Source organism: Xanthomonas hortorum (assembly GCF_024339125.1).
In the GTDB taxonomy this organism is placed as follows: domain Bacteria; phylum Pseudomonadota; class Gammaproteobacteria; order Xanthomonadales; family Xanthomonadaceae; genus Xanthomonas; species Xanthomonas hortorum.
The window spans coordinates 2048558-2072606 of the sequence record NZ_CP101417.1; the positions used below are offsets into that span (position 1 = coordinate 2048558).

Consider the following 24049-nt stretch of genomic DNA (forward strand, 5'->3'; position numbering starts at 1 on the left):
TCGCCAAGCGAAACGGCCACGACGTTCACAGATGCAGTACAGCGGCAACGCACCACGGTCGCCACGGTTGACCGGCGGGCTGAATCGGGCACCACCGCAGCCCGCCAGCTGCGCGGGTGCACTACATTAAGCAACCATCTTTAGAGGATTCTCGATGCGCCACTCCCGCCTGCTGACCAGCGCGCTGTTGCTCGCCCTGCCCACGCTCGCCGCCGCCCAGGCTGCGCCCCGGCCCGAAGTGCAGGCCGCCGCCGCGCCGTTGCAGACCAAGCTGGTGCAGTGGCGCCGCGACTTCCATCAGCATCCGGAACTGTCCAACCGCGAGGAGCGCACTGCCGCCACGGTGGCCGCGCAGCTGCGCAAGCTCGGCCTCAAGCCGCGCACCGGCATCGCCCATCACGGCGTGGTGGCCATCATCAAGGGCGGCAAGCCAGGTCCCAAGATCGCCTTGCGTGCGGATATGGACGCCCTGCCGGTGAAAGAGCAGACCGGGCTGCCGTTCGCTTCCAAAGCCACTGCCGAGTACCGCGGCGAGCAGGTCGGGGTGATGCACGCCTGCGGCCACGACGCGCACACCGCGATCCTGCTCGGCGTGGCCGAGGCGCTGGTCAGCATGCGCGACCAGTTGCCCGGCGAGGTGATGCTGATCTTCCAGCCCTCCGAAGAGGGCGCACCCGGCAACGAAGAGGGCGGCGCTTCACTGATGCTCAAGGAGGGGCTGTTTGCCGACTTCAAGCCGCAGGCGGTGTTCGGCCTGCATGTGTTCTCCAGCGTGCAGGCCGGCAAGATCGCGGTGCGTAGCGGCCCGCTGATGGCTGCCTCGGACCGCTTTGCGATCAAGATGATCGGCCGCCAGACGCATGGCTCGGCGCCGTGGAACGGTATCGACCCGATCGTGGCCAGTGCCGACATGATCGGCGCTGCGCAGACCGTGATCAGCCGCCGCGCCAACCTGTCCAAGCAGCCGGCGGTGCTGAGCTTCGGCGCGATCAAGGGTGGCATCCGCTACAACATCATCCCCGACGACGTGGAAATGGTCGGCACCATCCGCACCTTCGACGAAGCCATGCGCCAGCAGATCTTCGCCGACCTCAAGACCGTGGCCGAGCACACTGCGGCCGCCCACGGGGCCACCGTCGAGGCGCAGGTGCCGGACCAGCCCGGCAACCCGGCCACGGTCAACGACCCGGCGCTGACCGCCAGGATGCTGCCCAGCCTGCAAGCCGTGGTGGGCGCCGACAACGTCTACGAGCCGCCGCTGCAGATGGGCGCGGAAGATTTCTCGTTCTACGCGCAGCAGGTACCGTCGATGTTCTTCTTCGTCGGCTCCACCGCCAAGGGCATCGACCCGGCGACCGCGCCCAGCAACCATTCGCCGCAGTTCCTGCTTGACGAGTCGTCGCTGGATGTGGGTTTGCGCGCGCTGTTACAGGTGTCGCTGGATTATCTGCATCAGGGGGAGGCTGGCTGAAACCGGGATTCGTGATTGGGGATTAGGGATTCGTGTGCAAGTGCACGATTCCCGCTGTCCGTTTGCGGTGATTACGGCGGCGGGCTGTGTGAAGCCCGCTGCTTCTGTTTGCCCAGGCGGTCGCTCCGGCGGCCGCCATACACCTCACGGCCAGCCCGCTCGCCCTAAAATGGCGGCATGAATACCCCAGAAGATTCCTCCCTAGGTCGTGAGGTCGCTTACCCCAGCGGCTACGATCCGTCGCTGTTGTTTCCGATTCCGCGCGCGGCCGGGCGCGAGGCGATCGGCCTGACCGGTGCGCTGCCCTTTATCGGCCGTGATCGCTGGCACGCCTATGAACTCAGCTGGCTCGATGCACAGGGCAAACCCTGCGTGGCCACCGCCACCTTGCATGTGCCCAGCGATTCGCCGTCGTTGATCGAATCCAAGTCGCTCAAGCTGTATCTCAACTCGCTCAACGCCACCCGCTTCAACAGTGCCGAAGCGGTGCGCACGCGTATTGCCTCCGACCTGTCCACGCGCGCCGGTGCCGATGTGGCGGTGGAATTCGGTCTGCCGCCGATCGATGCGGTGGGCGAGGGCGAATCGATCGACGCGCTGGATGTCAGCATCGACGATTACGGCCCGCCCAATGCCGCGTATCTCTCAGCGCACGCACAACCAGTCGTGGAAGAAGTGCTGACCTCGGCCTTGCTCAAGTCCAATTGCCCGGTCACCGGTCAACCGGATTGGGCCAGCGTTACGCTGCGCTATCGCGGCGCGCCGATCGACCGCGAAGGCCTGTTGCGCTATCTGGTGAGTTTCCGCGACCACGCAGAATTTCATGAGCAATGCGTGGAGCGCATCTTCAATGACGTGCTGATCCGCTGCGCGCCCGAGTGGTTGGTGGTAGAGGCGCGTTATACCCGTCGTGGCGGACTGGACATCAACCCATTGCGCAGTTCGCCCAGCGTGCCGACACCGCTGTCGATTTTCCGCGACCCGCGCCAGTAGTCGGTGGCTTCCGGAGATCGCGTCAGCTTCACGGCGGCGCGATCCACGCTTAACGGCGCTCCGCGCACCCTGCAGTCATCGTGATGCACGCAGGATGGCAGCAATGAGTGTCGACAAGAAAGCAGATTTTTCCAACGTAACCTCCTCGGTCGACAGTACCGCCGATGTCACGCCAGCGCCGGATTTTTCCAACGTCCGCAGCGGCGTGCAAAGCACGGCGCAGATCGTCGAAGAAACGGTGACCGTGCAGGCAGGCGACAGCCTTTCCAGTATTGCCAAACGCCATTATGGCGACGGCAATCTGTGGCCGCGCATTTTCGAGGCCAATCGCGAGACGCTCAAGGATCCGGACAAGATTTTTCCGGGGCAGGTGTTGCACTTACCACCAAAGGCATAAACGCGCGCCTAGTCTAGCCAGTCGCTGGCTTGGTGATCTGTTCCACTCAATGCTTTCCTCAAGAAACCCTATTCGTTTAGCCGGAGATTCATCCATGCGTACCAAATCCGTTTCAAGCATGCTCGCCATTGCGCTTGTCGGCGTGCTCGCACTATCAGGTTGCAAGAAAGAAGAAGATGCCAGCGTGTCGAAGGATCCCACCTCCGGTGCCGCCACCGAAGCGATGCCTGGCCCGGCGGGCACGCCGCCTGCGAGCGATCAGGCTGGTCAGAGCACTACTACCGGTGCTGCCAGTACCGACAGTGCCGCCGCAACCGGTGCGGCAGTGACGGTGTCCAGCGTTGCGGTCGGCACCACTGCTGCCGCAGACAAGACAGTGACTCCGTCGGCCAATATCGGCAGCAAAGACACCATCATCGTCTCGGTGAAAACCGATGGCAGCGCGAGCAACGTGCCGGTTTCGGCCAAGCTCACCTACCAGGACGGCCAGGTCGCTGGTGAGCAGAACGCCACCTTGACCACCACCGGCGCAGAAACCACCAACCTCAGCTTCAGCAAGCCCGATGGCTGGCCGGCTGGCACCTACACCGCGCAGGTGATGGTGGATGGCAAGCCGGCGGGTAATCCGCAGACCATTACGGTCAAATAAGACAAGCGCTAGGAAGCATGCTGCATGTAGACGCGCATGTTGGCGGAGCAGGGCGGTAACACGCTGGCCCGCCAACATTTCGCCAACAGGGCGATCACTTCGTCGCTGTTCTTCCAGCAAGCCATCAAGCGGTAAGCCATCAGGGCGCGATCACACGATCGCGCCCTTTTGCTGCGCCACCTTGTGACGCGACACATTCGTTACAGCTGCATCCATGTCGATTGGCCGGGTCACGGGATGGAGCATCCGCCTGTGGTCGCTTTACCCGGGCGCGGCTCAGACGCGACAATGCCGTGCTGATCCATCGCCGCGTTCCACGCGCTGGCCAATCGGCGTGCCGCCAGCGACCCCCGTCGCGCACGCCAACGCCATTGCCATGGACACCGGCGCTCCTCCCGACCACAAGAGCCATCGCACCTCATGTCGAAGACACCGAAGATCCTCTACACGCTCACCGACGAAGCACCGTATCTGGCCACGCAGTCGCTGCTGCCGATCATCGCTGCCTACACCGATACCGCCGGCATCGTGGTCGAAACCCGCGATATCTCGCTGGCCGGCCGCATTCTGTCGCTGTTCCCCGAGCACCTGACCGACGCGCAGAAGATCGCCGACGACCTCGGTGAGCTGGGCGCGCTGGCCACCACGCCGGAAGCCAACATCATCAAGCTGCCCAACATCAGCGCCTCGGTGCCGCAGCTCAAGGCCGCGATCGCCGAACTGCAGGGCCAGGGTTATGCGCTGCCGGCGTATCCGGACACGCCCAAGGACGACGCCGAAAAAGACATCAAGGCGCGCTACGACAAGGTCAAGGGCAGCGCGGTCAACCCGGTGCTGCGCGAAGGCAACTCCGATCGCCGCGCACCGCTGTCGGTGAAGAACTACGCACGCAAGCATCCGCACCGCATGGGCAAGTGGAGCAGCGACTCCAGGTCGCATGTCTCGCACATGGACGATGGCGACTTCTTCGGCAGCGAGCAGTCCACCACGGTGGCAGCGGCGGGCACGCTGAAGATCGCATTCGTCGGCAACGATGGCAGCAGCAGCGTGCTGAAGGAAAAAGTGGCGGTCAAGGCAGGCGAAATCGTCGATGCCGCCGTGTTGAGCAAGCGCGCACTGGCCAGCTTCATCGATGCCCAGATCGCCGATGCCAAGGTGAAGGATGTGCTGTTCTCGGTGCATCTGAAAGCCACCATGATGAAGGTCTCCGACCCGGTGCTGTTCGGTGTGGTGGTCGGCGAGTTCTACAAGGACACGCTGAGCAAGCATGCCGATGCGCTTGCGTCGGTCGGCTTCGATCCCAACAACGGCATCGGCGATCTGTACGCACGTATCGCCACGCTGCCGGAAGCGCAGCAGGCGCAGATCAAGGCCGATATCCAGGCCGAATACGCGCAGCGTCCGGCCCTGGCGATGGTCAATTCCGACAAGGGCATCACCAACCTGCATGTGCCCAGTGATGTGATCGTCGATGCATCGATGCCGGCGATGATTCGCGATTCGGGTCAGATGTGGAACGCCGAAGGCAAGCTGCAGGACACCAAGGCGGTGATCCCGGATCGCTGCTACGCCGATGTCTACCAGGCCGTGATCGACAATTGCAAAGTGCACGGCGCGTTCGATCCGTCCACCATGGGCTCGGTGCCCAACGTCGGGCTGATGGCGCAGAAAGCCGAGGAATACGGCTCGCACGACAAGACCTTCCAGCTTCCCGCCGCCGGCACCGTCAAGGTCACCGACGACACCGGCACCACCATCTTCGAACACACGGTGGAAGCCGGCGATTTGTGGCGCATGTGCCAGGTCAAGGACGCACCGATCCAGGACTGGGTGAAGCTGGCGGTCGAGCGCGCACGTCTGAGCGATACCCCGGCCGTGTTCTGGCTGGACAAGGCGCGCGCGCACGACGCGCAGGTCATCGCCAAGGTCGAAACCTATCTGAAGGATCACGACACCAGCGGGCTGGATATCCGCATCCTGCCGCCGGTGGAAGCGACCACCTTCTCGCTGGAGCGCATCCGCAAGGGCCAGGACACCATCTCGGTCACCGGCAACGTGCTGCGCGATTACCTCACCGACCTGTTCCCGATCCTGGAGCTGGGCACCAGCGCCAAGATGCTCTCGATCGTGCCGCTGATGGCCGGTGGCGGTCTGTTCGAAACCGGCGCCGGTGGCTCGGCGCCCAAGCACGTGCAGCAGTTCGTCGAACAGAACAGCCTGCGCTGGGATTCGCTGGGCGAGTTCCTGGCCCTGGCCGCCTCGCTGGAGCATCTGGGCAACCGCTACGACAACCCCTCGGCCACGGTGCTGGCCAAGGCGCTGGACGTGGCCAACGGCCAGTTCCTGGACAACAACAAATCGCCGGCACGCAAGGTCGGTGAACTGGACAACCGCGGCAGCCACTTCTATCTGGCGATGTACTGGGCGCAGGCCCTGGCCGCACAGACCGAAGACACCGCGCTGCAGGCCAAGTTTGCACCGCTGGCCAAGGCCCTGACCGACAACGAAGCCACCATCGTGGCCGAGCTCAACGGCGCGCAGGGCAAGCCGGTGGATATCGGCGGCTACTACCACCCCGATCTGGCCAAGGTCAGCGAAGCGATGCGCCCGAGCAAGACCTTCAACGACGTGCTGGCGACGCTGAAGGCCTGATCCAGCGCACCGCGTATCGGTGCGCTCAGCAAGTGCGACATCCAGGGCCCCGCCTCGTTCAGAGGCGGGCCTTGTCGTTTCAGCGCAATGGAGACAGCGCAACCGTCATGCATCCGGCCTTGCCGCCGCTTTGCAGTGGATTGCCCGCGGCTGGGTTGCCCGGTGTGGCCTTGGCTGACGAGAGTTCTTGGCAACGTGCGCTGCCTTGCCAGGATCAGCAGGGCCGGCGCGCGCACCGCGTGCTGCGGCAGGTTGACGCGTGATGCAGGTGTTTGCCCGCTTATTACGTGCTCGATCGCCCGCACTGGCTGCGCGCTGTCGCAAGTGCTGAGTACACTGCCACCATGAGCCCTGTTCCGTTACCGCCGCAGTCCGAGCGTCGCGCGCTGGCGATCGGCCGCGCCGTGTATGAAGCGTTCGAGGATTACCACGCGCGCTTTGCGCAGATTACCGCACGCGCCAAGCAGCGCTTCGAGACACGTGACTGGAACGGCGCGCGCGAGGATGCGGTGGCGCGTATTGCGCTCTACGATCAATACATCAGCGAATGCATGCTGCGGCTGCGTGCGGTGCTGCTGGGGCAGGCGCACGATCGCGCGCTGTGGATGCGCGCACGCGAGCATTACGCCGCGCTGCTGACCGGGTTGATCGATCAGGAGCTGTACAAGACCTTTTACAACACCCTGACCCGGCGTTACTTCGGCACCCATGGTGTGGATGCGGAGATCGAATTCATCGCGCTGGATATCGAGCCGACCGATGCGATCACGCTGCCGGTTGCGCGGCATACCTACGCGGTCTCGCCGGGCCGGCTGACCGACATGCTGGTGCGCGTGCTTGGCGATTATGCGTTCGATGTGGCGTACCTGCACCGCACCCGTTGCGCGGCGGCAATTGCAGTGCGGCTGCAGGACGATCTTGCGCATTGGGGCGAGCATCCTGTGCGCAGTGTGGAACTGCTGGAAACGGTGTTCTACCGCGAACGTCGCGCCTATCTGATCGGGCGCGTGTTCGGCGAACATCGCTTTTCTCCCTGCGTGATCGCACTGGTCAACGATGGTGCCGGCCTGCGTGCCGAAGCGGTGCTGACCCGGCGCAGTGATGTCGCGCAATTGTTCAGTAACTCGCGCAGTTATTTCCAGGCAGATCTATCCACCGTCGGTGATGCAGTGGTGTTTCTGCGCAGCCTGCTGACGCACAAGCCCATCGATGAGTTGTACACGATGCTGGGGCGTGCCAAGCAGGGCAAGACCGAACGCTATCGCACGTTTTTCAGCCATTTTCAGGCGCATCCTGCCGAGCAGTTGGTGCATGCCGATGGCACGCCCGGCATGGTCATGGTGGTGTTTACGCTGCCCAGTTATCCGCTGGTGTTCAAGCTGATCCGCGACCGCTTTGCGTATCCAAAAACAATGAGCCGCGCGCAGGTGGAAGGCAAATACGAACTGGTGTTCCAGCTCGACCGCATCGGCCGCCTGCTCGACGCGCAGCCGTACCGCTTTCTGCGCTTTCCCAAGGCGCGTTTTTCGCCGGCGTTGCTGGAAGAACTGCAGACCAGCTGTGCGATGAGCCTGAGCGAAGATGGCGCCGATGTGTTGATCGCGCTGTGCTACGTGCAGCGCCGGCTGCGCCCGCTCAATCTGTACCTGCGCGAACAACTGCCCGAGGCCGCGCATGCCGCAGCGCTGGACTACGGGCAGGCGATCAAGGACATGGCGCGCAACAACATCTTTCCCGGCGACATGCTGCTGAAGAACTTCGGCATCACCCGGCATCAGCGTGCGGTGTTCTACGACTACGACGAGCTGTGCCTGATCACCGAATGCACGTTCCGCGATTGGCCCACGCCCACCAGTTACGAAGAACAAATGTCCGCCGAGCCCTGGTTTCATGTCGGCCCGCGCGATGTGTTTCCCGAGCGTTTTGCGCTGTTTATGGGCTTGCCGGCGTCGCAGCTGGAAGCGGTCAAGCACACGCATCCGGAACTGTTCGAGCCGCAATGGTGGCGCGATCTGCAAGCGCGACTGCGCGAAGACGATTACCCGGACACGCCGCCCTATGCGGACTCGCGCCGTCTGGCCTGAGCGTCGATTGCATCGCCGACGCATGGCGATGCGATGTAACGAACCCGACTAGCCGAGACGCTTATCAGTGATCTCTGCGGGTTTGTGCAAAATCGCAAACAGTGCGCTGCAACACGCTTGGGCCTGTTGCAAATGTGCTGACCGTTGCTCCGAAACTTGTTTGCACCTCAGATTGGCTGTGCTATATCGGCACGACAGTGGATGTTCACTTCGAGGCAGTCGGACGCCTCTCACCACGCTTTCTGCATTAGACCAATCCGTCGTCTGGCGCGGCCGGACGACGTGCATGCCTGTACGTTCGTGCGGCTGTTGTTGCCTGTGTGCATCACTCTGACGGAGCGACTTGCTCCGCGACAACTCGTGCAGTCTTGCGTGGGAGAAGAACGTGATGGATGTTCGTTCCTCGATGTCTCGCTGTCTGTTTTGCGTGGCTCTGTGTGTGCTTGCCGCAATGGCAATGGCGCAGCCGGCGCGACCACTTGAGCGTGTGGATCTGCGCCTTGATCAAGGCCTGCGCGTGTCTGACAGCGCGCTGCAGCGGATACGTGGGCAGCTGACCCAACGCGCCGCGTTCAGTTGCCCGCAATCGGCCGTGTTCGCCGATGTCGTGGCCATCGACCACCCGATGGTGTTCAACCGCCTGGGCGCGCAGAACGTCAATTGGGCGATGTACGCGTTGCGCCACGATCTGATTCACCGCAGCAACAGCCAGGTGCTCGACTATTCCACGCAGGGCCAGGCCTTGTTTGCACGCGTGGTTGCCAACAACCAAAGCCGCGATATCGCGCTGCGTCCTGACCTGCGTCCGCGTCCGTTGGTAGTGCGAGTGGCCGCCGGTGGCTATCTGCATGTGCGCTTGACCAATCTACTTGAGACATCTGGAAATCCTTTCAACTCTTATCCCGATCCGCTCCCAGGTGTGGACCATCCAATGGAACATGCGGTCAAGGATGCAGTGGGCACCGAGCCGCTCTATCGCATCGACGATCAAGTCGACAGCCGCGTCGTCGGCTTCCATCCGCAAGGGTTGGAACTGGTCGGCTCGATCGACAGCGACAGTTCCAACACCGGTGCAAATGCAGACAGCCTGGCCAAGCCCGGACAGACCCGCGACTACTGTTTCCATGCGCCGCACGAAGGCGCTTATTTGGTCGGCAACGATGGTGCGGTGTTCGGCGGCGAAGGCAGTGCCGGCAATAGCGGCGTCGGCTTGTTTGCTGCGGTCACCGTGCAGCCGCTCAATGCGCGTTTCTACCGCGCGCAATTGACCGAAGAAGAACTGCGCCTGGCCACGGTGGGTGCCACGCCCTCCGGGCAACCGATCCTCAACTACGAAGCGACCTACCCCAACGATTGCGCCAGCGCCGGAGTGTGGTGCCGCGAGGGCAAGGCGGGCCTGCCGATCCTCAACATGCTGCAGGGGCAACGCCTGGTGCACGGCGAGGTCAATGCGATTGTCGTGGGGCCGGAAAAAGATGGCAATTTTCCTGCGCGTACCTATCCGCTTGAAGGGCAGGGCAAGCGCAATCCCGCGCTACCGAATCGGCTGGAGCCGTTCCGCGAATTCGTCTCGGTCTTTCATGACGAAAACGCTGCCACCCAGGCATTTCCGTATTTCTTCGAACACCCCGAGCTCTCGCACACGCTGCATGGCGTGCGCGATGGCTTCATGATCAATTACGGTTCCGGCGGCGTGGGTGCGGAGATCATCGCCAACCGGCTCAAGGCGGGCCCGATGCAGGATTGCCTGGATTGCGCCTACGAAGAATTCTTTCTCTCTTCGTTTGCGGTTGGCGATGCCGCCACGCTGGTCGATAACCCCGCCAACCTGGTGATCAGCCAGTGCCAGCCGGAATATCTCACCGACCGGCGCTATGCGGCGCAGCGCGCCAAATACTGCGTGCAGCCCAAGGAGCAGCGCGCCACCCAGGCCTACTACCCGCACGATCCGGCCAACGTGCACCACAGCTACATCGGCGACTTCGTCAAGTTCCGCAATCTGCATGCCGGCAAGGAACAGCACATTTTTCATCTGCACAACCATCAGTGGTTGTTCAATCCCAACGACGACAACGCCAACTACATCGATGCCCAGGGCTTGGGGCCGGGTTCGGGCTACACCTACGAGATCGCGTACGGCGGCTCGGGCAATCGCAACAAGACCGTGGGCGATGCGATTTTCCACTGCCATTTCTACCCGCATTTCGCGCAAGGCATGTGGTACATGTGGCGCAATCACGATGTGTTCGAAGCGGGCACGCGGCTGCAGGTCAGCCAGACCCGTTCTGGCTTCCACGAAACGCCGTTCGGGTTGCAGAACGGGCGCCCCGCCAGCCAGTCGCGCGCCTTGCCCGATGGCGAGATTGTCGCCGGTACGCCGATTCCCGCAGTCGTGCCGTTACCGGGCAAGGGCATGGCGGTGATGCCGGCGGCGGTGCAGGTGGAACCGCGCATCGTCGATGGTGTGCAATACGGCTCGGTGGCGCGCGTGCAGCAGCGCGATCGCAATCCCGGCTATCCGTTCTGGGTGGCCGGTGCGGAAACCACGATGGGCTCGCGCCCGACCACCCCGCCGCTGGATATGTCCAGCATTCCCGGTGTGGTGGCAGGCCACGACGGCGGCATTCCACGGCATGCCTTGGCCGGCTATTCGGCCGGCGGCGTGACCGACGCCAAGCTCGATCGCATGACCGCAGAAAAGCACATCAAGCTGGCCAAGCCGGTGTATTACCCCGAGGCCGGCACCGATCTGGAACAGGTCGCGATGAAGTTCCATGCGGTGCGCGAGCATCCCACCCATGCGGTGGATATGGCGGGCACGGTCAGCGCCTCGCGTTTCATCACCAACGGTGCGCCATCGGTGCCGGGCGCGCCGTACAACGAACCCTGCATCGACGATCAGGGCAGCTTGCTCAAGCGCGGCGGCGATGGGCGTTTTTTCGGTGGCAGCAACGGTGCCTGGATCACTGCCACGGCCGCATTGCCGGGCGGTATCGAATTTGGCGCCGACAGCCCACGCGTGTATCGCGGCGCCAATCTGCAACTGGACGTGGTGTTCAACAAGGTCGGTTATCACTATCCGCAGCAGCGCATCCTCACCCTGTGGGAAGACGTGTCGTCGCTGCTCGACAAGACCCGCCCGCCCGAGCCGCTGGTGCTGCGCATGAACACCTTCGATTGCGCGATGTACGCGCACACCAATCTGGTGCCGAAGGATTTCTATGCCGACGATTACCAGATCACCACGCCAACCGATGTCATCGGCCAGCATATTCACCTGCCCAAGTGGGACCTGACCTCGGCCGATGGCAGCGCCAACGGATGGAACTACGAAGACGGCACGTTTTCGCCCGGTGCGGTGCGCGAGCGCATCCACGCGGTCAACGCCTGGAACGAGGCGCAACGCGCGGCGGGGCGGCCGGACGTGGTCAACCCCTACGACGGCACGCAGGCGCCCCTGGTGCCGAGTTCGCATCCGTATTTCGGCACATTGACCGGGCATCAATATGCCGATTGCGAAGCGCGTTGGCGCGCACTCGGTGGCGATTTCGAAAAGTTCGAACACAGCTATGGGTTCCCCGGCGCCTGCGATTGGCTGGGCGCGCGCACCACGTTGCAACGCTGGTTCTCCGATCCGCTGGTCAATGCGCAGGGCGTGCATCGCGGCCTGGGCATCACCTTCACCCACGACCATCTCGGCCCGTCCACGCATCAACAGCTCGGGCTCTACGCCACCATGCTCACCGAGCCGCCCGGCGCGCTATGGCGGCACAACGAAACCGGCAAGGTGTTGTACGACGCGGCCACGCGCATGGACGGTGGCCCGACCTCCTGGCAGGCGGTGATCACCGACAAGGGCGGCAAGCCGCTGGACAGCGATGGCGATGGCCGCGACGACGCGCATCGCGAGTTCTTTCTGCAATTCGGCGATTTCCAGCACGCCTATCAAAAGGGCTATTTCTACGGCGTTACCAGCAAGGGCGTGCCGTCCACCATCGATGCCTCGGCGCTGCCCACCGCCAACAGTTTCCGCCAGGCGATTCATCCATCGGTGCGCAAACCCGCTTCGCCCGTGTTGCCCGATGTCATCGCCTACGAGCCGCGCTGCCCCGGTGGCGAAAGCGGCTTGCCAGGCGCGGTGTATGTGTCCGGCAACGCACCGCTGCGGCCGTGTCCGGAGGCGATCTCGGCCGACGACGTAGGCATGATGGTGGTGAACTATCGCAACGAGCCGCTCGGCTTGCGCGTCTACAACCCCAGCGCCACTGCGGCCGATGGCAAGTCCGGCGCGCAGGCCGACAGCTACCGCGGCGATCTGGCGTTCGCGCTGCAGACCCGCACCGATCGCGCGATCAGTGTGCTCAACGGCATCGGTGGCGAAGATCCGTCGCTGGCCGGCAGCAGCCCGCACTATCCCGCCGACATCAACGCGCGTCGCCTGGCCGGCGATCCGTATACGCCGATCCTGCGTGCCTATTCCGGCGATCTGGTGCGGGTGAAGATCCAGGCCGGCGCGCACGAACACGAACACAACGCCTCCATCAACGGCATGGCGTGGATGCAGGGCGGCTCCGGTTTCGGCCAGGCGCCGCATTCGGGCTGGCGCAACAGCCAGAACGCCGGATTGTCCGAGCAGTTCACCTTCTCGGCGCGGATCACCGATTACGAAAGCGCCACCCATCTCAACGACCGCATGTACACCATCGACAGCAGCCAGGACGGCCTGTGGAGCGGGGTGTGGGGCGTGTTGCGCAGCCACAACCGCCGCGATGTGCGTAGCGACCGGCTGGTCGCCTTGCCCAGCCAACCGCGCCCGTCCTTGCTGGCCCCGCAGCAGGGGCGCGGGCTGTTCAACGATTGCCCGGTCAATGCGCCGGTGCGGCGGTATCACGTGGCCGCAGTGCTGGCCAATACCGTGCTCGGCAACGCGTTGGGCGTGACGATTCCGGCAGGTCTCGCCGGCAGCCGGCTCAACCCGCGCGGCGGCACGCTGGTCTACAACCCGCGCGCCACCGAGATCACCTTGCAAACCACCGACGAGAAGGGAGTCATCACCACCCAGCACTACGGCAGCGGCCCGCTGCACGATCCCTCCGCCATCCTGTTCGTGCGCAACGAGGATCTCGATGCCAAGGGCATGCTGCGGCCGGATCGCCCCGTCGAACCACTGGTGCTGCGCGCATCCGCCGGCGAGTGCCTGCAGGTGGTGCTGCACAACCGCCTGCCGCGCGCGCGTGCCGGCATGCCGGATCTGGAGGGCTATACCTCGATGTCCGGCACGGTGCGGCGCTCGGCCGGTAGCGGTACCTCGAGCATGCAGTCGTTCAACAACAATCTCGTGCACGCCTCCAACTGCGTCGGCCTGCACCCGCAACTGGTGCATTACGATGTGCAGTCCTACGACGGCAACAACGTCGGCACCAACAAGATCAGCACCATTTCGCCGAACTGGAGCAAGGTCTATCAGTGGTACGCCGGGGTGATCGACACGCTGCCCTCGGCCGGGCTATGCCCGATCTACGCAGGCGACAAGGCGCCGTTTCTGGACCTGCTCAGCCAGTTCGCACGCGAACCGAACCTGCGCCCGTTGACCGAGCTGATGACCGCCGCCGCATTCGAGGACGTGGTGCTCAGCGCGCTCGAACCCGGGTACGCACTGGAGGGCAGTGCCAACGAGCGCTCGCGTGCCCTTGCCAGCGATCTGCTGCGCCAGGCGCCCGTACAGGCCTGCCTGGAGAGCGTGCCGGACGGCAAGCCGCTGGCCGGCGAGGCATTGCGCGCCTATGCCACGCAGCCGGCGCTGCGCGACCCCAAGGAAGGCGCCGATGCGCAGCTCGACGAAGCCGCACTGCTCGACGGCGACGCCTATCTGTATCGCGAACGCCTGGCCGACACGCGTGGCAAATGCGTCGCCGATCCTGCGCTGCGCCAGGTGGTGTTGGAGCGTTTGCAGCAGGAAAAAACCCGCGAAGAAGCCCACGTCTTGACCGCGCGCATCACCGCCAGCTTCCGCTACGAAGTCGAGGGCGTGGACAGCGCCGCCAACGATCCTTCCGGCGCCAGGCGCGCCTACGCCTGGCGCGAGCTGCGCTATCCGGATCTGACCCTGGACAGCACCGAGCTGGTCGCGTTGTCGGCCAGGGCCTGCCGCTATGTCGGCGTCGAGTTCGGCGGCAGCAACCTGACCCCGCCGGACCGGATCAAGCAGGGCCAGAAGGCGGCAGTGGGCGCGCTGGTGATCGAGCCCAAGGGCGCGCGCTGGCGCGAGTACAGCGACGACCGCATGCGCAATCGCCAGGACCCGGCATCGGCCAGCTTTCCGCAGACCCGCAGCCGTGCCACCGCCGATGTCAGCTACCGCATCGTCGATGCGGCGGGGGCCACCCAGAATCGCAGCTTCCGCGATCTGGCCCTGGTCCATCAGAAAGGGTTGAACCTGCGCTACGCCGATGGCAAGGCGGTACAGAACATCGCTGCAGAACGCGTGGATGCCAACGAAGATCCGCTGCGCACCGCACCGGAGGATGCGCACGACTCCGGGCATATGGCAATCAACTACGGCAGCGAACCGATGTGGTTCCGCTTCGGCATCGCACCGGATGCGCCGTTCGGCGGCGATGGACTGGGTGGCATCGATGAGGCCTGGCAGGCGTTCGACAATCAATGCTGCGGCACCGGTGCCACGGCCAATCTCGGCGAACCGTTCGTGCCCGTGCTGCTGGCCTACGCAGGCGAAGAAACCCGCTTGCGCAGTGTGATGCCGACCGGCGTCGGCCGCGCCTCGGTGGTCGAGCTGCACGGCCACAGCTGGCCGCGCGACCCGTACCTGGCCGAGCGCGTCACCGCAGCGGGATTCCCGCAAGGCGGCAAACCGGCCGACTGGGGCGTGCCATCGCAGTGCATCGGCGACAACCCGACCCAGATGGCGATGGGCGGGCAGGAGAGCGTCACCCCGCTGTCGCACTTCGACATCGTGCTGCCCAAGGCCGGTGGGCAAGCCGGCGTCACCGGCGATTACCTGTGGCGCGACCACGGCGGCTTCGGCATCACCAACGGCCTGTGGGCGATCGTGCGGGTGCAGGCGGCGGCAGCGACGTATCCGGCCGCACCGTTACGCCGCGATTGCCGCTGATGGCACCGCCGCGTCCGCGCCGGAGTCTGCGAACAGGCAGTGCACTCGCCGGGCTGCTGCTGTGCGCGCTGGCGTTGGCCGCGCCGCCGCCCAAACCGCCGACGCCGGTCTATCTGGATCGGGCATTGGAGGCGGAAGGCGTGGGCTTGCGTCTGCGCCTGGAAGCGCTGGAGCCGGGCGCACCGGGGCAGCCGGTCGCCGGGCAGCAACTGCGGCTGCGTATCGATGCCAGGCGGTTGGCCGATGGGCAGCCATTGAATAACTGGGCGCCGGGTGCCTGGCTGGATCGGGCCACCGATCCGCTGTCCGGCGCGGTGCCGGTCTGCCACCAGCGCATCGCCGGTTTTCTCAGCGCCAATCTGCTGCAGCGCCCCTTGCTCGATCTGACCGGCTACTACCTGCTCAGTCTGGATGCCGAACCCAGCGTCTCGGTGCTGGACCCGGCGGTCAGTTTCAGCGGACGCACCAGCCTGCTAGCCGCGATGCGGCTGGAAGGGCGCGGCTTCGATTGGGTCAAGACCAGCGACGATGCGCGGCTGTACGTGGCCTTGCCGGAGGCGCGCAAACTCGCCGTGCTCGATGTCCAAGGCCTGAAGACACTCGCGCATGTCGCGTTGCAGGGCCGCCCTACGCGGTTGGCGTTGCAGCCGGGGGAACGCCTGCTGTGGATCGGCCGTGTCGGCGATGCCGGCGATAGCGGCGTGGATGTATTCGACACCGTGGAGGCACGCATCGTGGCGCAGTTGCCACTGCCAGCCGGGCATCACGAAATCGCCTTCTCCGATGATGGCCGCCTGGCCTATGTCAGCAGTCGCGAAGGACGCGCGCTGGCGATCGTCGACACCGACAGCCTGGCGATCGTGCGTCGGCTGTCTTTGGACGACGAACCATCCGCGGTGCTGTTCGCCCCCGGCAATGGCTTGCTGTGGGTGGTGAGCGCCCGCGCCGGGCGCATCTGGCGCTATAGCCGCGATGGCGAAGCGGTGGACACGCGCGTGGTGGAGCGGGGTAGCGGCCCGGCCCGGCTCACCCCGGATGCCCGCCACGTGCTGCTGGCCAATCCCGCGCAGCATCGCCTGCTCGCCCACGATGCAGGCAGCGGCGCGCTGCGGCATGCCATCACCATTTCCGGGCGGCCGTACGACATCGCCTTCTCCGCGCAATACGCCTACGTGCGCGCGCTGGACAGCGAGCAGGTCGCATTGTTGTCGCTGGCCAGCCTGGACACCGCCGCGCCGTTTTTGAAATTCGTCCCCGCCGGTGCCGCCGCGCCCTCGGCCAGTGCGGAGTTGCCGCGCGCCTCCAGCATGGCCGAAAGCTACGAGGGCAACGGCGCCTTCATCGCCACTCCCGCCGAGCGCACGCTGTATCACTACATGGAAGGCATGAACGCGCCGGATGCGGGCGTGCGCACCTATGGGCATACGCCGATGGCCGCACTGCTGGCGCGTCGCGGCCTGCGCCAGACCGGTGTGGGCGAATACACCGCGATCGTGCGCCTGCCCGCCGCCGGGCAGATGGTGATGGCCATCGCCAGCGCCCTGCCCAAGGTGCAGGAATGCATCGGCCTGCAGGTCGACGCTGCCGCGCCTGCAGCGGGGCCTGCGCAGGTGGCGATGCGCTGGGAAGGCGATTCGACGCGCTCGTTGGCGCCGGGCGAACGTTTCGCATTGCGGGTTACCGCGCGCGATGCGCAGGCGGCCGCCCGCATCGCCGGCCAGCCATTGCGGCTGCGCATCGTCATGGCCAACGGCAACGTCACCGCCACCTGGCCAATGCATCCGGACACTGCGCAGCCAGGGGTCTGGGTCGCGCACGGCGCGTTGCAGGCCAGCGGCGGTTACTACGCCTATCTGGACGCAGCTACACCGGTGCAGCTGGTTTTTGCCACCTTGTTCGTTCGTGAGCCCACCGTTTTGCAAGGAGCCAACTAAATGCGCATGTTCCTGCTCTCGGCCTGCGGCCTGATGCTGCTGTCTTCCACTGCCGTGGCGGTTGCGGCCCAGCACGGCCCGCACGCTGCCCATCACCGCATGACACAGGCGCAGACCCTGGCCGCCAGTCCCACCGAGGTGCAGGCGCCGGAAGTGGCGTTGCTGGACGCCCACGGTCAGCCACACGATCTGCAGCCGCTGCTGCAGGAAGGCATCGTGGTGGTCGATTTCATGTACACCCGCTGCACCACCATCTGTCCGGCGCTCACCGCCGTGATGGGCAGCGTGCAGCGCGAGCTGGCGCTGCGGCCGCGCGGCAAGGTCACGCTGATTTCGATCACCCTGGACCCGCGCCACGACACCCCCGCGCAACTGCTCGATTTCAGTCGGCGCGTACGCGCTGGCGAGCGCTGGTACTGGCTCACCGGCTCGCCTTCCGATATCGACCGGGTCCTGCGCGGCTTCGGGCTGCCGGTCGGTGGCCGCCCGGAAGACCACGGCCCGGTGATGCTGGTCGGCGATGCGCGCCAGGGACGCTGGTGGCGATGGGTCGGCATGCCCGAGCCGGCGCGATTGCTGGCCGCCGTCGACGCGCTGGCGGCCGATGCCGGCGCGCGAGGTGCGCCATGAACCGGCGGCGCTTGTGTCTGGCGCTGGTACTGGCGTGGCCGGCATTGGCGGCTGCACGCGGCACCTCCACCGGCGCGCCCGAGACGCGCGCACGCGACTACTTCGGCGACGACACCCTGGTTGACCAGAATGGCGTCGGCCACCGCTTCTATACCGATCTGTTGAGCGAAGGCGTGGTGCTGGTCAACCTGGTGTTTACCAACTGCCCCAACGCCTGCCCGATGCAGACGCAGATGCTGCAGCAGGTGCGCCGGCAGCTGGGCGAGCGTTTCGGCAAGGACGTGCGCTTTCTGTCGCTGTCGATCGATCCCGAGCGCGATACCCCGCAATCGATGAAGGCCTTCGCTGCCAAGTACGGTGCCGACGTAGATGGTTGGCGCTTTGTCGTCGCCGCCCCCGAGACGATGCAGCAGGTGCTCGGTAAGCTGGGCCAATGGAGTGGCGAGCCCGAGAGCCACAGCACGATGCTGATCGCCGGGCGTGCCGGGCGCCAGCATTGGCTCAAGCTGCGTCCGGATGCGCCGGCGGAGCGGATCGCGCTGGATCTGCTGCGGCTTGCCGACGAAGCCTGAGCGCGCGCCGATGCATCGCCGCCTTTACGCCTGGTTGTTCATCGCGTGCGCGTGTGCGGCGGCGGCTGCATTTGCCCAGGGCGCGCCGCCAGCCGAGCTTGGCCGGTCGCTGTATGCAACCGGCGTCGGGCGCGATGGACGCAACGTCGCCGGCCTCGGCGTGCACGGCTGCGCCGGCTGTCATGGCGACGACGGCCGCGGTAAATCCGAGGGCTTCGTGCATGCGCCGGATATTCGGTGGTCGCAGCTATCGGCGCGGTTCCCCGCACGTCGCGCCGATGCGCCATTGACTCGCTACGACGTGCAAGCACTGACGCATGCGGTGCGCGCCGGCAGCGCGCCGGACGGTCGCCGTCTGGACCCGATCATGCCGCGCGTCGCACTGGCCGACGACGAAGTGCAGGCCTTGCTGGCCTATCTGCAGGAGCTGTCGCATCCGGTTGCGCAGCGCGATGCTTCGTTGCGCATCGCACTGCTGTTGCCGCGCCCCGGCCGTCAGCCGATTGCCGATGCATTGCACGATGCGCTGCGCAGCTGTCGTCCTGCCGAAGCCGGGCGCCTGGCCGCCTTCGACGTGGTGTCTTTCGATACGCCCGAAGAGGCCGCCGAGCTATTGCAGTCGCAGCTGCATCCATCGCGCGACACCTTGTTGCTGGCACCGTTTATTGCCGGCTGGGAACAGACGTACGCCGATCTGATGCATGGTCGCAACATCGTCACTGCGCTGCCGTTCTCCATGCTGGACGCACCGCAGGGCGCGCGCTGGGATTACGCATTTCCCGGCGTACAGGCACAGCTGGCACGCCTGCTCGACGTGGCGCAGGCGCGTGGCCATCGCAGCCTTGCGATCACCTACGATCCCGACGATCCGCTCAGCGCGCAGCTGTATCGCCACGTGGTTGCACTGGCGCCGCGCACAGGTTTGATGCTGCGTCCCTGGCGCTCCGATGAATCCGCCAGGCTGTGGCTGCGCCCTGTCCATGCCGATCACGACATCTCCGCACAGCCAACATCCATGTTGCAGCTGGCACCCGCGATGTACGCGCCAGATCCCTCGATTGTCACTGCGCCCTCCGGCGCCGCGCGCTGGATCGTGGCCTATCCCTACAACCCGGTCGCTGCCGATGGTCGCTGGATCGGGCCGGCTGCCGCATGGGCATCGGCGGCCTGCGATCTGCTGGCGCAACTCGATCCGCTGCGTCGCCTGCAACCGCAATTGCAGACGATCCGACTCACGCAAGGCGCAATAGTGCTGACTGCCGAATCGTCCGATGCCGCGCAGATCGCGCACGTCCATTTGCTGCAGCGCTGAGGCGTGTGCGCGTACCTCCATCCGCTGTCGGTGTATCGCAACTGCGCAGTCGCGTCGCAGGCATTCAAGCACCCCGGCACGCCGCCGTTACCGACGTAGAAATGGATAAATCTGGTCCAGGATTTACGCGTATGCACCAAGGCTGGTACAACGAAGATTCAATCACGATGGAGCGCGGTCATGCAGTGGAAGCAACGTTTGGGCCTGGGGATTTTGTTGGCAATGGCGAGTATCAACGGCGTGCAGGCACGTCCCAGTGCCGCGCAGGTGCAGGCGCAGATGGAGGCCAGCATGAATGTCGCGGGCGAATTGACGCTGACCCCGGACGGCACTGTCACGGCAGTCAAGCTCACCGACGAAGCAAGCTTGCCGCCAGTGGTCCGCGACCGCGTCAAGCAATCGATCGCCTCCTGGCGCTTCGACCCTGTCAAAGACGATGGAAGCGCATTGCCCGCGCAACTACCGATGAATCTGCTGCTGGTCGCCAAGCCGGGCGACAACAACACGTATGCGGTATCGATTCGCAGCGCGCATTTCGGCAGCCAGGAGCAAGGTGCAGCCAGCGTCGCTGCCAAGGACATGCCGCCACCGGCCTACCCTGAGCATGCGTTTCGCGAAGGTGCGACAGGGGTGGTCTATCTGCTGCTCAAGATCGGCCGTGATGGCAAGGTCGAGGATCTGGTCGCAGAGCAGGTCAACCTGACCACGCTGGCGCCGGAATCCAAGCGCCAGCGCTGGCGCAAGGCGTTTGCCGATGCCGCAATCGCCAAGGCGCAGCGCTGGACATTTGTGCCGCCAACGCAAGGCGCCGAGGCCGACGCGCCGTACTGGGTCATGCGGGTTCCGGTCACCTTCGACATCGAAACCTGGCCAGGCAATCTGACCGCTGCAAAGCAAGCCAAAAAGTGGCAATCCTATTTGCCGGGCCCGCGTCAGCCGGCGCCCTGGCACGAACAGCGCGGTGCGTCAGCATCGACCGACAGTCCGGATGCGCTACCTGGAAGCGGATTGTTCTCGGCACGCGGAGTAGGTGTGCGCCTGGTGACACCGCTGCAAGGAAGTTAGGCGCAACGCCAACATCAGAGCGGCTGGCAAACTACTTCATGCCGGTCTATTGCGGAGCCGACGATCTGGGCCTTCGCTGCGGGGCGGATTATCTGATGCTTGGCGGCAGGGCGGCTGATCTGCGATTTGGCTGCAGGGCCCTTGCCCACCCACCATCGCGGGACACGCCGCAAGTACGTCCATGTAGGCTCTTACGCGGCATCCATGCCGCGTAAGGTCCCGCGACGGTGGGCGGGCAAGGACCAGTTGAGATGGTCGGTGCGCATGGTTTTCAACAAAGTAGTCAGCTAACTTTCTGGTGCGGTGTCCTTACCGATTGCGGGACCGTGTGGCGGCATGGATGCCGCCACCGAGCCTCCATGGACGGATTCACGGCGTGTCCCGCGAGCGGTGAGGGCACCGCGCACTCGACCAACCAGGCTTGTGACTGCAAGCAATCGCGCACTCACAAAAAAGCCCCGCAATGCGGGGCTTTTTCTTATCGAACGGGACCGTGTGGCGGCATGGATGCCGCCACCGAGCCTCCATGGACGGATTCACGGCGTGTCCCGCGAGCGGTGAGGGCACCGCGCACTCGGCCAACCAGGTTTGTGACTGCAAGCAATCGCGCACCCAAAAAAAAGCCCCGCAATGCGGGGCTTTTTCTTATCGAGAATGCCGATCGAATCAGCGCTTCATCGAACTGAAGAACTCGTCGTTGGACTTGGTGGTCTTCATCTTGTCCAGCAGGAATTCCATCGCTGCGATTTCGTCCATCGGGTGCAGCAGCTTGCGCAGAATCCAGATCTTCTGCAGCAGCTCCGGCTCGATCAACAGATCTTCGCGACGCGTACCCGAACGGTTGATGTCGATCGCCGGGTAGACGCGCTTTTCGGTGATGCGACGATTCAAATGCACTTCGCTATTGCCGGTGCCCTTGAATTCTTCGTAGATCACCTCGTCCATCTTGCTGCCGGTCTCGACCAGCGCCGTGGCGATGATGGTCAGCGAACCGCCTTCTTCCACATTACGGGCCGCACCGAAGAAGCGCTTCGGGCGATGCAACGCGTTGGCGTCCACACCACCGGTGAGCACCTTGCCGGAGCTGGGCACCACGTTGTTGTAGGCGCGTGCCAGACGAGTGATCGAGTCGAGCAGGATCACCACGTCCTTCTTGTGCTCGACCAAGCGCTTGGCGCGCTCGATCACCATCTCGGCAACCTGCACGTGACGCGCAGCCGGCTCATCGAACGTGGAAGAGATAACCTCGCCGCGCACGGTGCGCTGCATTTCGGTCACTTCTTCCGGGCGCTCGTCGATCAGCAACACGATCATGTGCACTTCGGGATGATTGCTGGTGATGGCCGTGGCCACCTGCTGCATCATCATCGTCTTACCGGCCTTGGGCGGGGAGACGATCAGCGCACGCTGACCCTTACCCTGCGGCGCCATCAGATCCAGGATGCGGCCGGTGATGTCCTCGGTGGACCCATCGCCACGCTCCAGACGGAAACGCCGGCGCGGGAACAGCGGAGTCAGGTTCTCGAACAGCACCTTGTTCTTGCTGGCTTCCAGCGGCTCGCCGTTGATGGTGTCGACGATCGACAGCGCGAAATAGCGTTCGCCGTCCTTCGGGAAGCGGATGCGGCCGGACAGATGGTCGCCGGTGCGCAGGTTGAAGCGGCGGATCTGGCTGGGCGAGATATACGTATCGTCCGGGCCGGCCAGGTAGCTGGCTTCGGCGGCACGCAGGAAACCGAAGCCGTCGGGCAGGATTTCCAGCACGCCGTCGGCGGCAACGCCTTCGCCGTGGCGGGTCAGCACCTTGAGCAGGGCGAAGATCACGTCCTGCTTGCGCGCACGCGCCACGCCTTCCTGGATGTTGAGCTGGTCGGCGATATCCAGCAGCTTCTGCGCCGGCATCCGCTTGAGATCGCTCAGCGAATACACCGGGAAGCCTTCCGGCACGGCCGGGTGCGGACGCGCGATAAACGGCTCGTTGCTGCCATCGGACGACGGCATGCCACCACCGGTTTCATTACCGAACCGATCACGCGGCCCACGGTCGCGGCGGTTGCGGAATCGGTCACGGCGATTGCCCTGCTGGTTCTGCCCCTGGCCCTGACCTTGCTGATTCTGGCCGGCGTTCTGACCTTGGTCCTGACCTTGACCTTGATTTTGCGGCTGGCCCTGGACCTGGGCTTGACCCTGGTTCTGGCCTTGACCCCGGCTTTGCGCCTGATTCTGGTTCTGCTGGTTCTGCGCCTGGTTGAAGCGCTGCTGCTGCGACTGGCCACCCTCGCGGGACTCGCCATGGTTGTCGCCGCCCTGGTTGCCCTGACTGGCGCTGGGGGCGTTACCGGCATATGCGCCATCGCTGGACGTCTGCGCCGGTGCCGAATCGGCAGCGTGCGACGGTGCCTGCGGCGCGCGCGGAACATCGGGCGCGGGGCTGGCGGGCAAGGGCAGGTTGGGCTGTTGCGCGCCACCGTCGTCATTGGCAACGGCGGTCTTGCTCACGCGCGGCTTGCGCACGCGTTTCTCGACAGGAGCGTCGACGCTCCCGGTATCGGAAGAAGGATGATCGGACAAGTGCTTGATTCCTCGCTAAGAGTGCGAGCGCCCGGCTGGGGGGCGAACTATGGTGATGGGAGTCTAGGGAGACGTTTCTAGAGGGGTACGGCGGCGCACGAACGTGCTCCGGATCGACTGACACTATCACCGCTGCGCTCAACCGCGCAAGCGTCTGCCGGGGCAGGATTTAACTGCTGGCGCAACATCGGGGGCGCCCATCGCTGGGACGCCCGCTCGCTCAGGCGGCCGCGCCGCCCAGGGCCTTGTCGATCATCTGGGTGAGTTGGCCCTTGCCAACCGCCCCGATCTGGGTTGCCTGCACCTGCCCGTCCTTGAACAGCAGCAGCATCGGGATCGACCGCACGTGGTACTTGATGGCCAGGGCGCGGTTCTGGTCCACATTGACCTTGGCAACCTTCAGTCTGCCCTGGTATGTATCGGCCAGATCGTCCAGTACCGGGGCGATCATCTTGCACGGGCCACACCATTCGGCCCAGAAATCCACCAGGACCGGTTCGCCGGATTGCAGTACAGCTGTATCGAAGTCGGCATCGCCGACATGTTGAACCTTGTCGCTCACGTTGGGTCTCCTGGAAACCAAAACG

General features: G+C 64.8%; 14 protein-coding genes. 12 read left to right on the top strand and 2 right to left on the bottom strand.

Going from position 1 to position 24049, the window contains the following annotated elements:
• Nucleotides 1-154: 154 nt before the first annotated feature.
• The 12 genes from NMB96_RS08585 (at nucleotide 155) to NMB96_RS08640 (ending at nucleotide 20891) form a co-directional block, all read left to right on the top strand.
• Nucleotides 155-1471, top strand: a complete 1317-nt coding sequence (locus NMB96_RS08585; RefSeq protein ID WP_255086668.1) for a M20 family metallopeptidase — start codon at nucleotides 155-157, stop codon at nucleotides 1469-1471.
• Nucleotides 1472-1648: 177 nt separating this feature from the next.
• The gene (queF, locus tag NMB96_RS08590) at nucleotides 1649-2464 is read left to right on the top strand and encodes an NADPH-dependent 7-cyano-7-deazaguanine reductase QueF (protein ID WP_255086669.1); all 816 of its coding nucleotides are present in this window, start codon (nucleotides 1649-1651) and stop codon (nucleotides 2462-2464) included.
• Between the two features lie 103 nt (nucleotides 2465-2567).
• Nucleotides 2568-2861 carry a LysM peptidoglycan-binding domain-containing protein gene (locus tag NMB96_RS08595; RefSeq protein ID WP_255086670.1) on the top strand — a complete coding sequence of 98 codons (294 nt, stop codon included), beginning with the start codon at nucleotides 2568-2570 and terminating at the stop codon, nucleotides 2859-2861.
• 94 nt (nucleotides 2862-2955) lie between these two features.
• Nucleotides 2956-3510, top strand: coding sequence for a hypothetical protein (locus tag NMB96_RS08600; RefSeq protein ID WP_255086671.1), 555 nt, complete (start codon nucleotides 2956-2958; stop codon nucleotides 3508-3510).
• A 420-nt stretch (nucleotides 3511-3930) separates the two neighbouring features.
• Nucleotides 3931-6162, top strand: coding sequence for an NADP-dependent isocitrate dehydrogenase (locus NMB96_RS08605; RefSeq protein ID WP_255086672.1), 2232 nt, complete (start codon nucleotides 3931-3933; stop codon nucleotides 6160-6162).
• Nucleotides 6163-6506: 344 nt separating this feature from the next.
• A complete protein-coding gene (gene aceK, locus NMB96_RS08610) occupies nucleotides 6507-8246 on the top strand; it encodes a bifunctional isocitrate dehydrogenase kinase/phosphatase (RefSeq protein ID WP_255086673.1) in 1740 nt (579 codons plus the stop codon).
• 517 nt (nucleotides 8247-8763) lie between these two features.
• A complete protein-coding gene (locus NMB96_RS08615) occupies nucleotides 8764-15378 on the top strand; it encodes a hypothetical protein (protein WP_255086674.1) in 6615 nt (2204 codons plus the stop codon).
• A complete protein-coding gene (locus tag NMB96_RS08620; RefSeq protein ID WP_255086675.1) occupies nucleotides 15378-17312 on the top strand; it encodes a YncE family protein in 1935 nt (644 codons plus the stop codon). The genes NMB96_RS08615 and NMB96_RS08620 overlap by 1 nt, the downstream gene beginning before the upstream one ends.
• Complete coding sequence (locus NMB96_RS08625) at nucleotides 17313-17942, top strand: SCO family protein (protein WP_255086676.1); 630 nt, start codon at nucleotides 17313-17315, stop codon at nucleotides 17940-17942.
• Nucleotides 17939-18514, top strand: a complete 576-nt coding sequence (locus NMB96_RS08630) for an SCO family protein (RefSeq protein ID WP_255086677.1) — start codon at nucleotides 17939-17941, stop codon at nucleotides 18512-18514. The genes NMB96_RS08625 and NMB96_RS08630 overlap by 4 nt, the downstream gene beginning before the upstream one ends.
• A 10-nt stretch (nucleotides 18515-18524) precedes the next feature.
• On the top strand, nucleotides 18525-19826 hold the full coding sequence (locus NMB96_RS08635; RefSeq protein WP_255086678.1) for a c-type cytochrome: 1302 nt from the start codon (nucleotides 18525-18527) through the stop codon (nucleotides 19824-19826).
• A 180-nt stretch (nucleotides 19827-20006) separates the two neighbouring features.
• Nucleotides 20007-20891, top strand: coding sequence for an energy transducer TonB (locus tag NMB96_RS08640; RefSeq protein WP_255086679.1), 885 nt, complete (start codon nucleotides 20007-20009; stop codon nucleotides 20889-20891).
• A gap of 666 nt (nucleotides 20892-21557) precedes the next feature.
• Here the strand turns inward: NMB96_RS08640 and rho are convergent.
• Complete coding sequence (gene rho, locus NMB96_RS08645; RefSeq protein ID WP_180315243.1) at nucleotides 21558-23462, bottom strand: transcription termination factor Rho; 1905 nt, start codon at nucleotides 23460-23462, stop codon at nucleotides 21558-21560.
• A 220-nt stretch (nucleotides 23463-23682) separates the two neighbouring features.
• A complete protein-coding gene (trxA, locus tag NMB96_RS08650) occupies nucleotides 23683-24024 on the bottom strand; it encodes a thioredoxin TrxA (protein ID WP_255086680.1) in 342 nt (113 codons plus the stop codon).
• Nucleotides 24025-24049 lie beyond the last annotated feature (25 nt).

Coding starts and splice junctions, on each gene's coding strand:
- queF (WP_255086669.1), top strand. CDS start 1,649: ATGAATACCCCAGAAGATTCCTCCCTAGGTCGTGAGGTCGCTTACCCC.
- NMB96_RS08605 (WP_255086672.1), top strand. CDS start 3,931: ATGTCGAAGACACCGAAGATCCTCTACACGCTCACCGACGAAGCACCG.
- NMB96_RS08600 (WP_255086671.1), top strand. CDS start 2,956: ATGCGTACCAAATCCGTTTCAAGCATGCTCGCCATTGCGCTTGTCGGC.
- NMB96_RS08595 (WP_255086670.1), top strand. CDS start 2,568: ATGAGTGTCGACAAGAAAGCAGATTTTTCCAACGTAACCTCCTCGGTC.
- NMB96_RS08620 (WP_255086675.1), top strand. CDS start 15,378: ATGGCACCGCCGCGTCCGCGCCGGAGTCTGCGAACAGGCAGTGCACTC.
- NMB96_RS08640 (WP_255086679.1), top strand. CDS start 20,007: ATGCAGTGGAAGCAACGTTTGGGCCTGGGGATTTTGTTGGCAATGGCG.
- NMB96_RS08625 (WP_255086676.1), top strand. CDS start 17,313: ATGCGCATGTTCCTGCTCTCGGCCTGCGGCCTGATGCTGCTGTCTTCC.
- aceK (WP_255086673.1), top strand. CDS start 6,507: ATGAGCCCTGTTCCGTTACCGCCGCAGTCCGAGCGTCGCGCGCTGGCG.
- NMB96_RS08630 (WP_255086677.1), top strand. CDS start 17,939: ATGAACCGGCGGCGCTTGTGTCTGGCGCTGGTACTGGCGTGGCCGGCA.
- NMB96_RS08635 (WP_255086678.1), top strand. CDS start 18,525: ATGCATCGCCGCCTTTACGCCTGGTTGTTCATCGCGTGCGCGTGTGCG.
- NMB96_RS08585 (WP_255086668.1), top strand. CDS start 155: ATGCGCCACTCCCGCCTGCTGACCAGCGCGCTGTTGCTCGCCCTGCCC.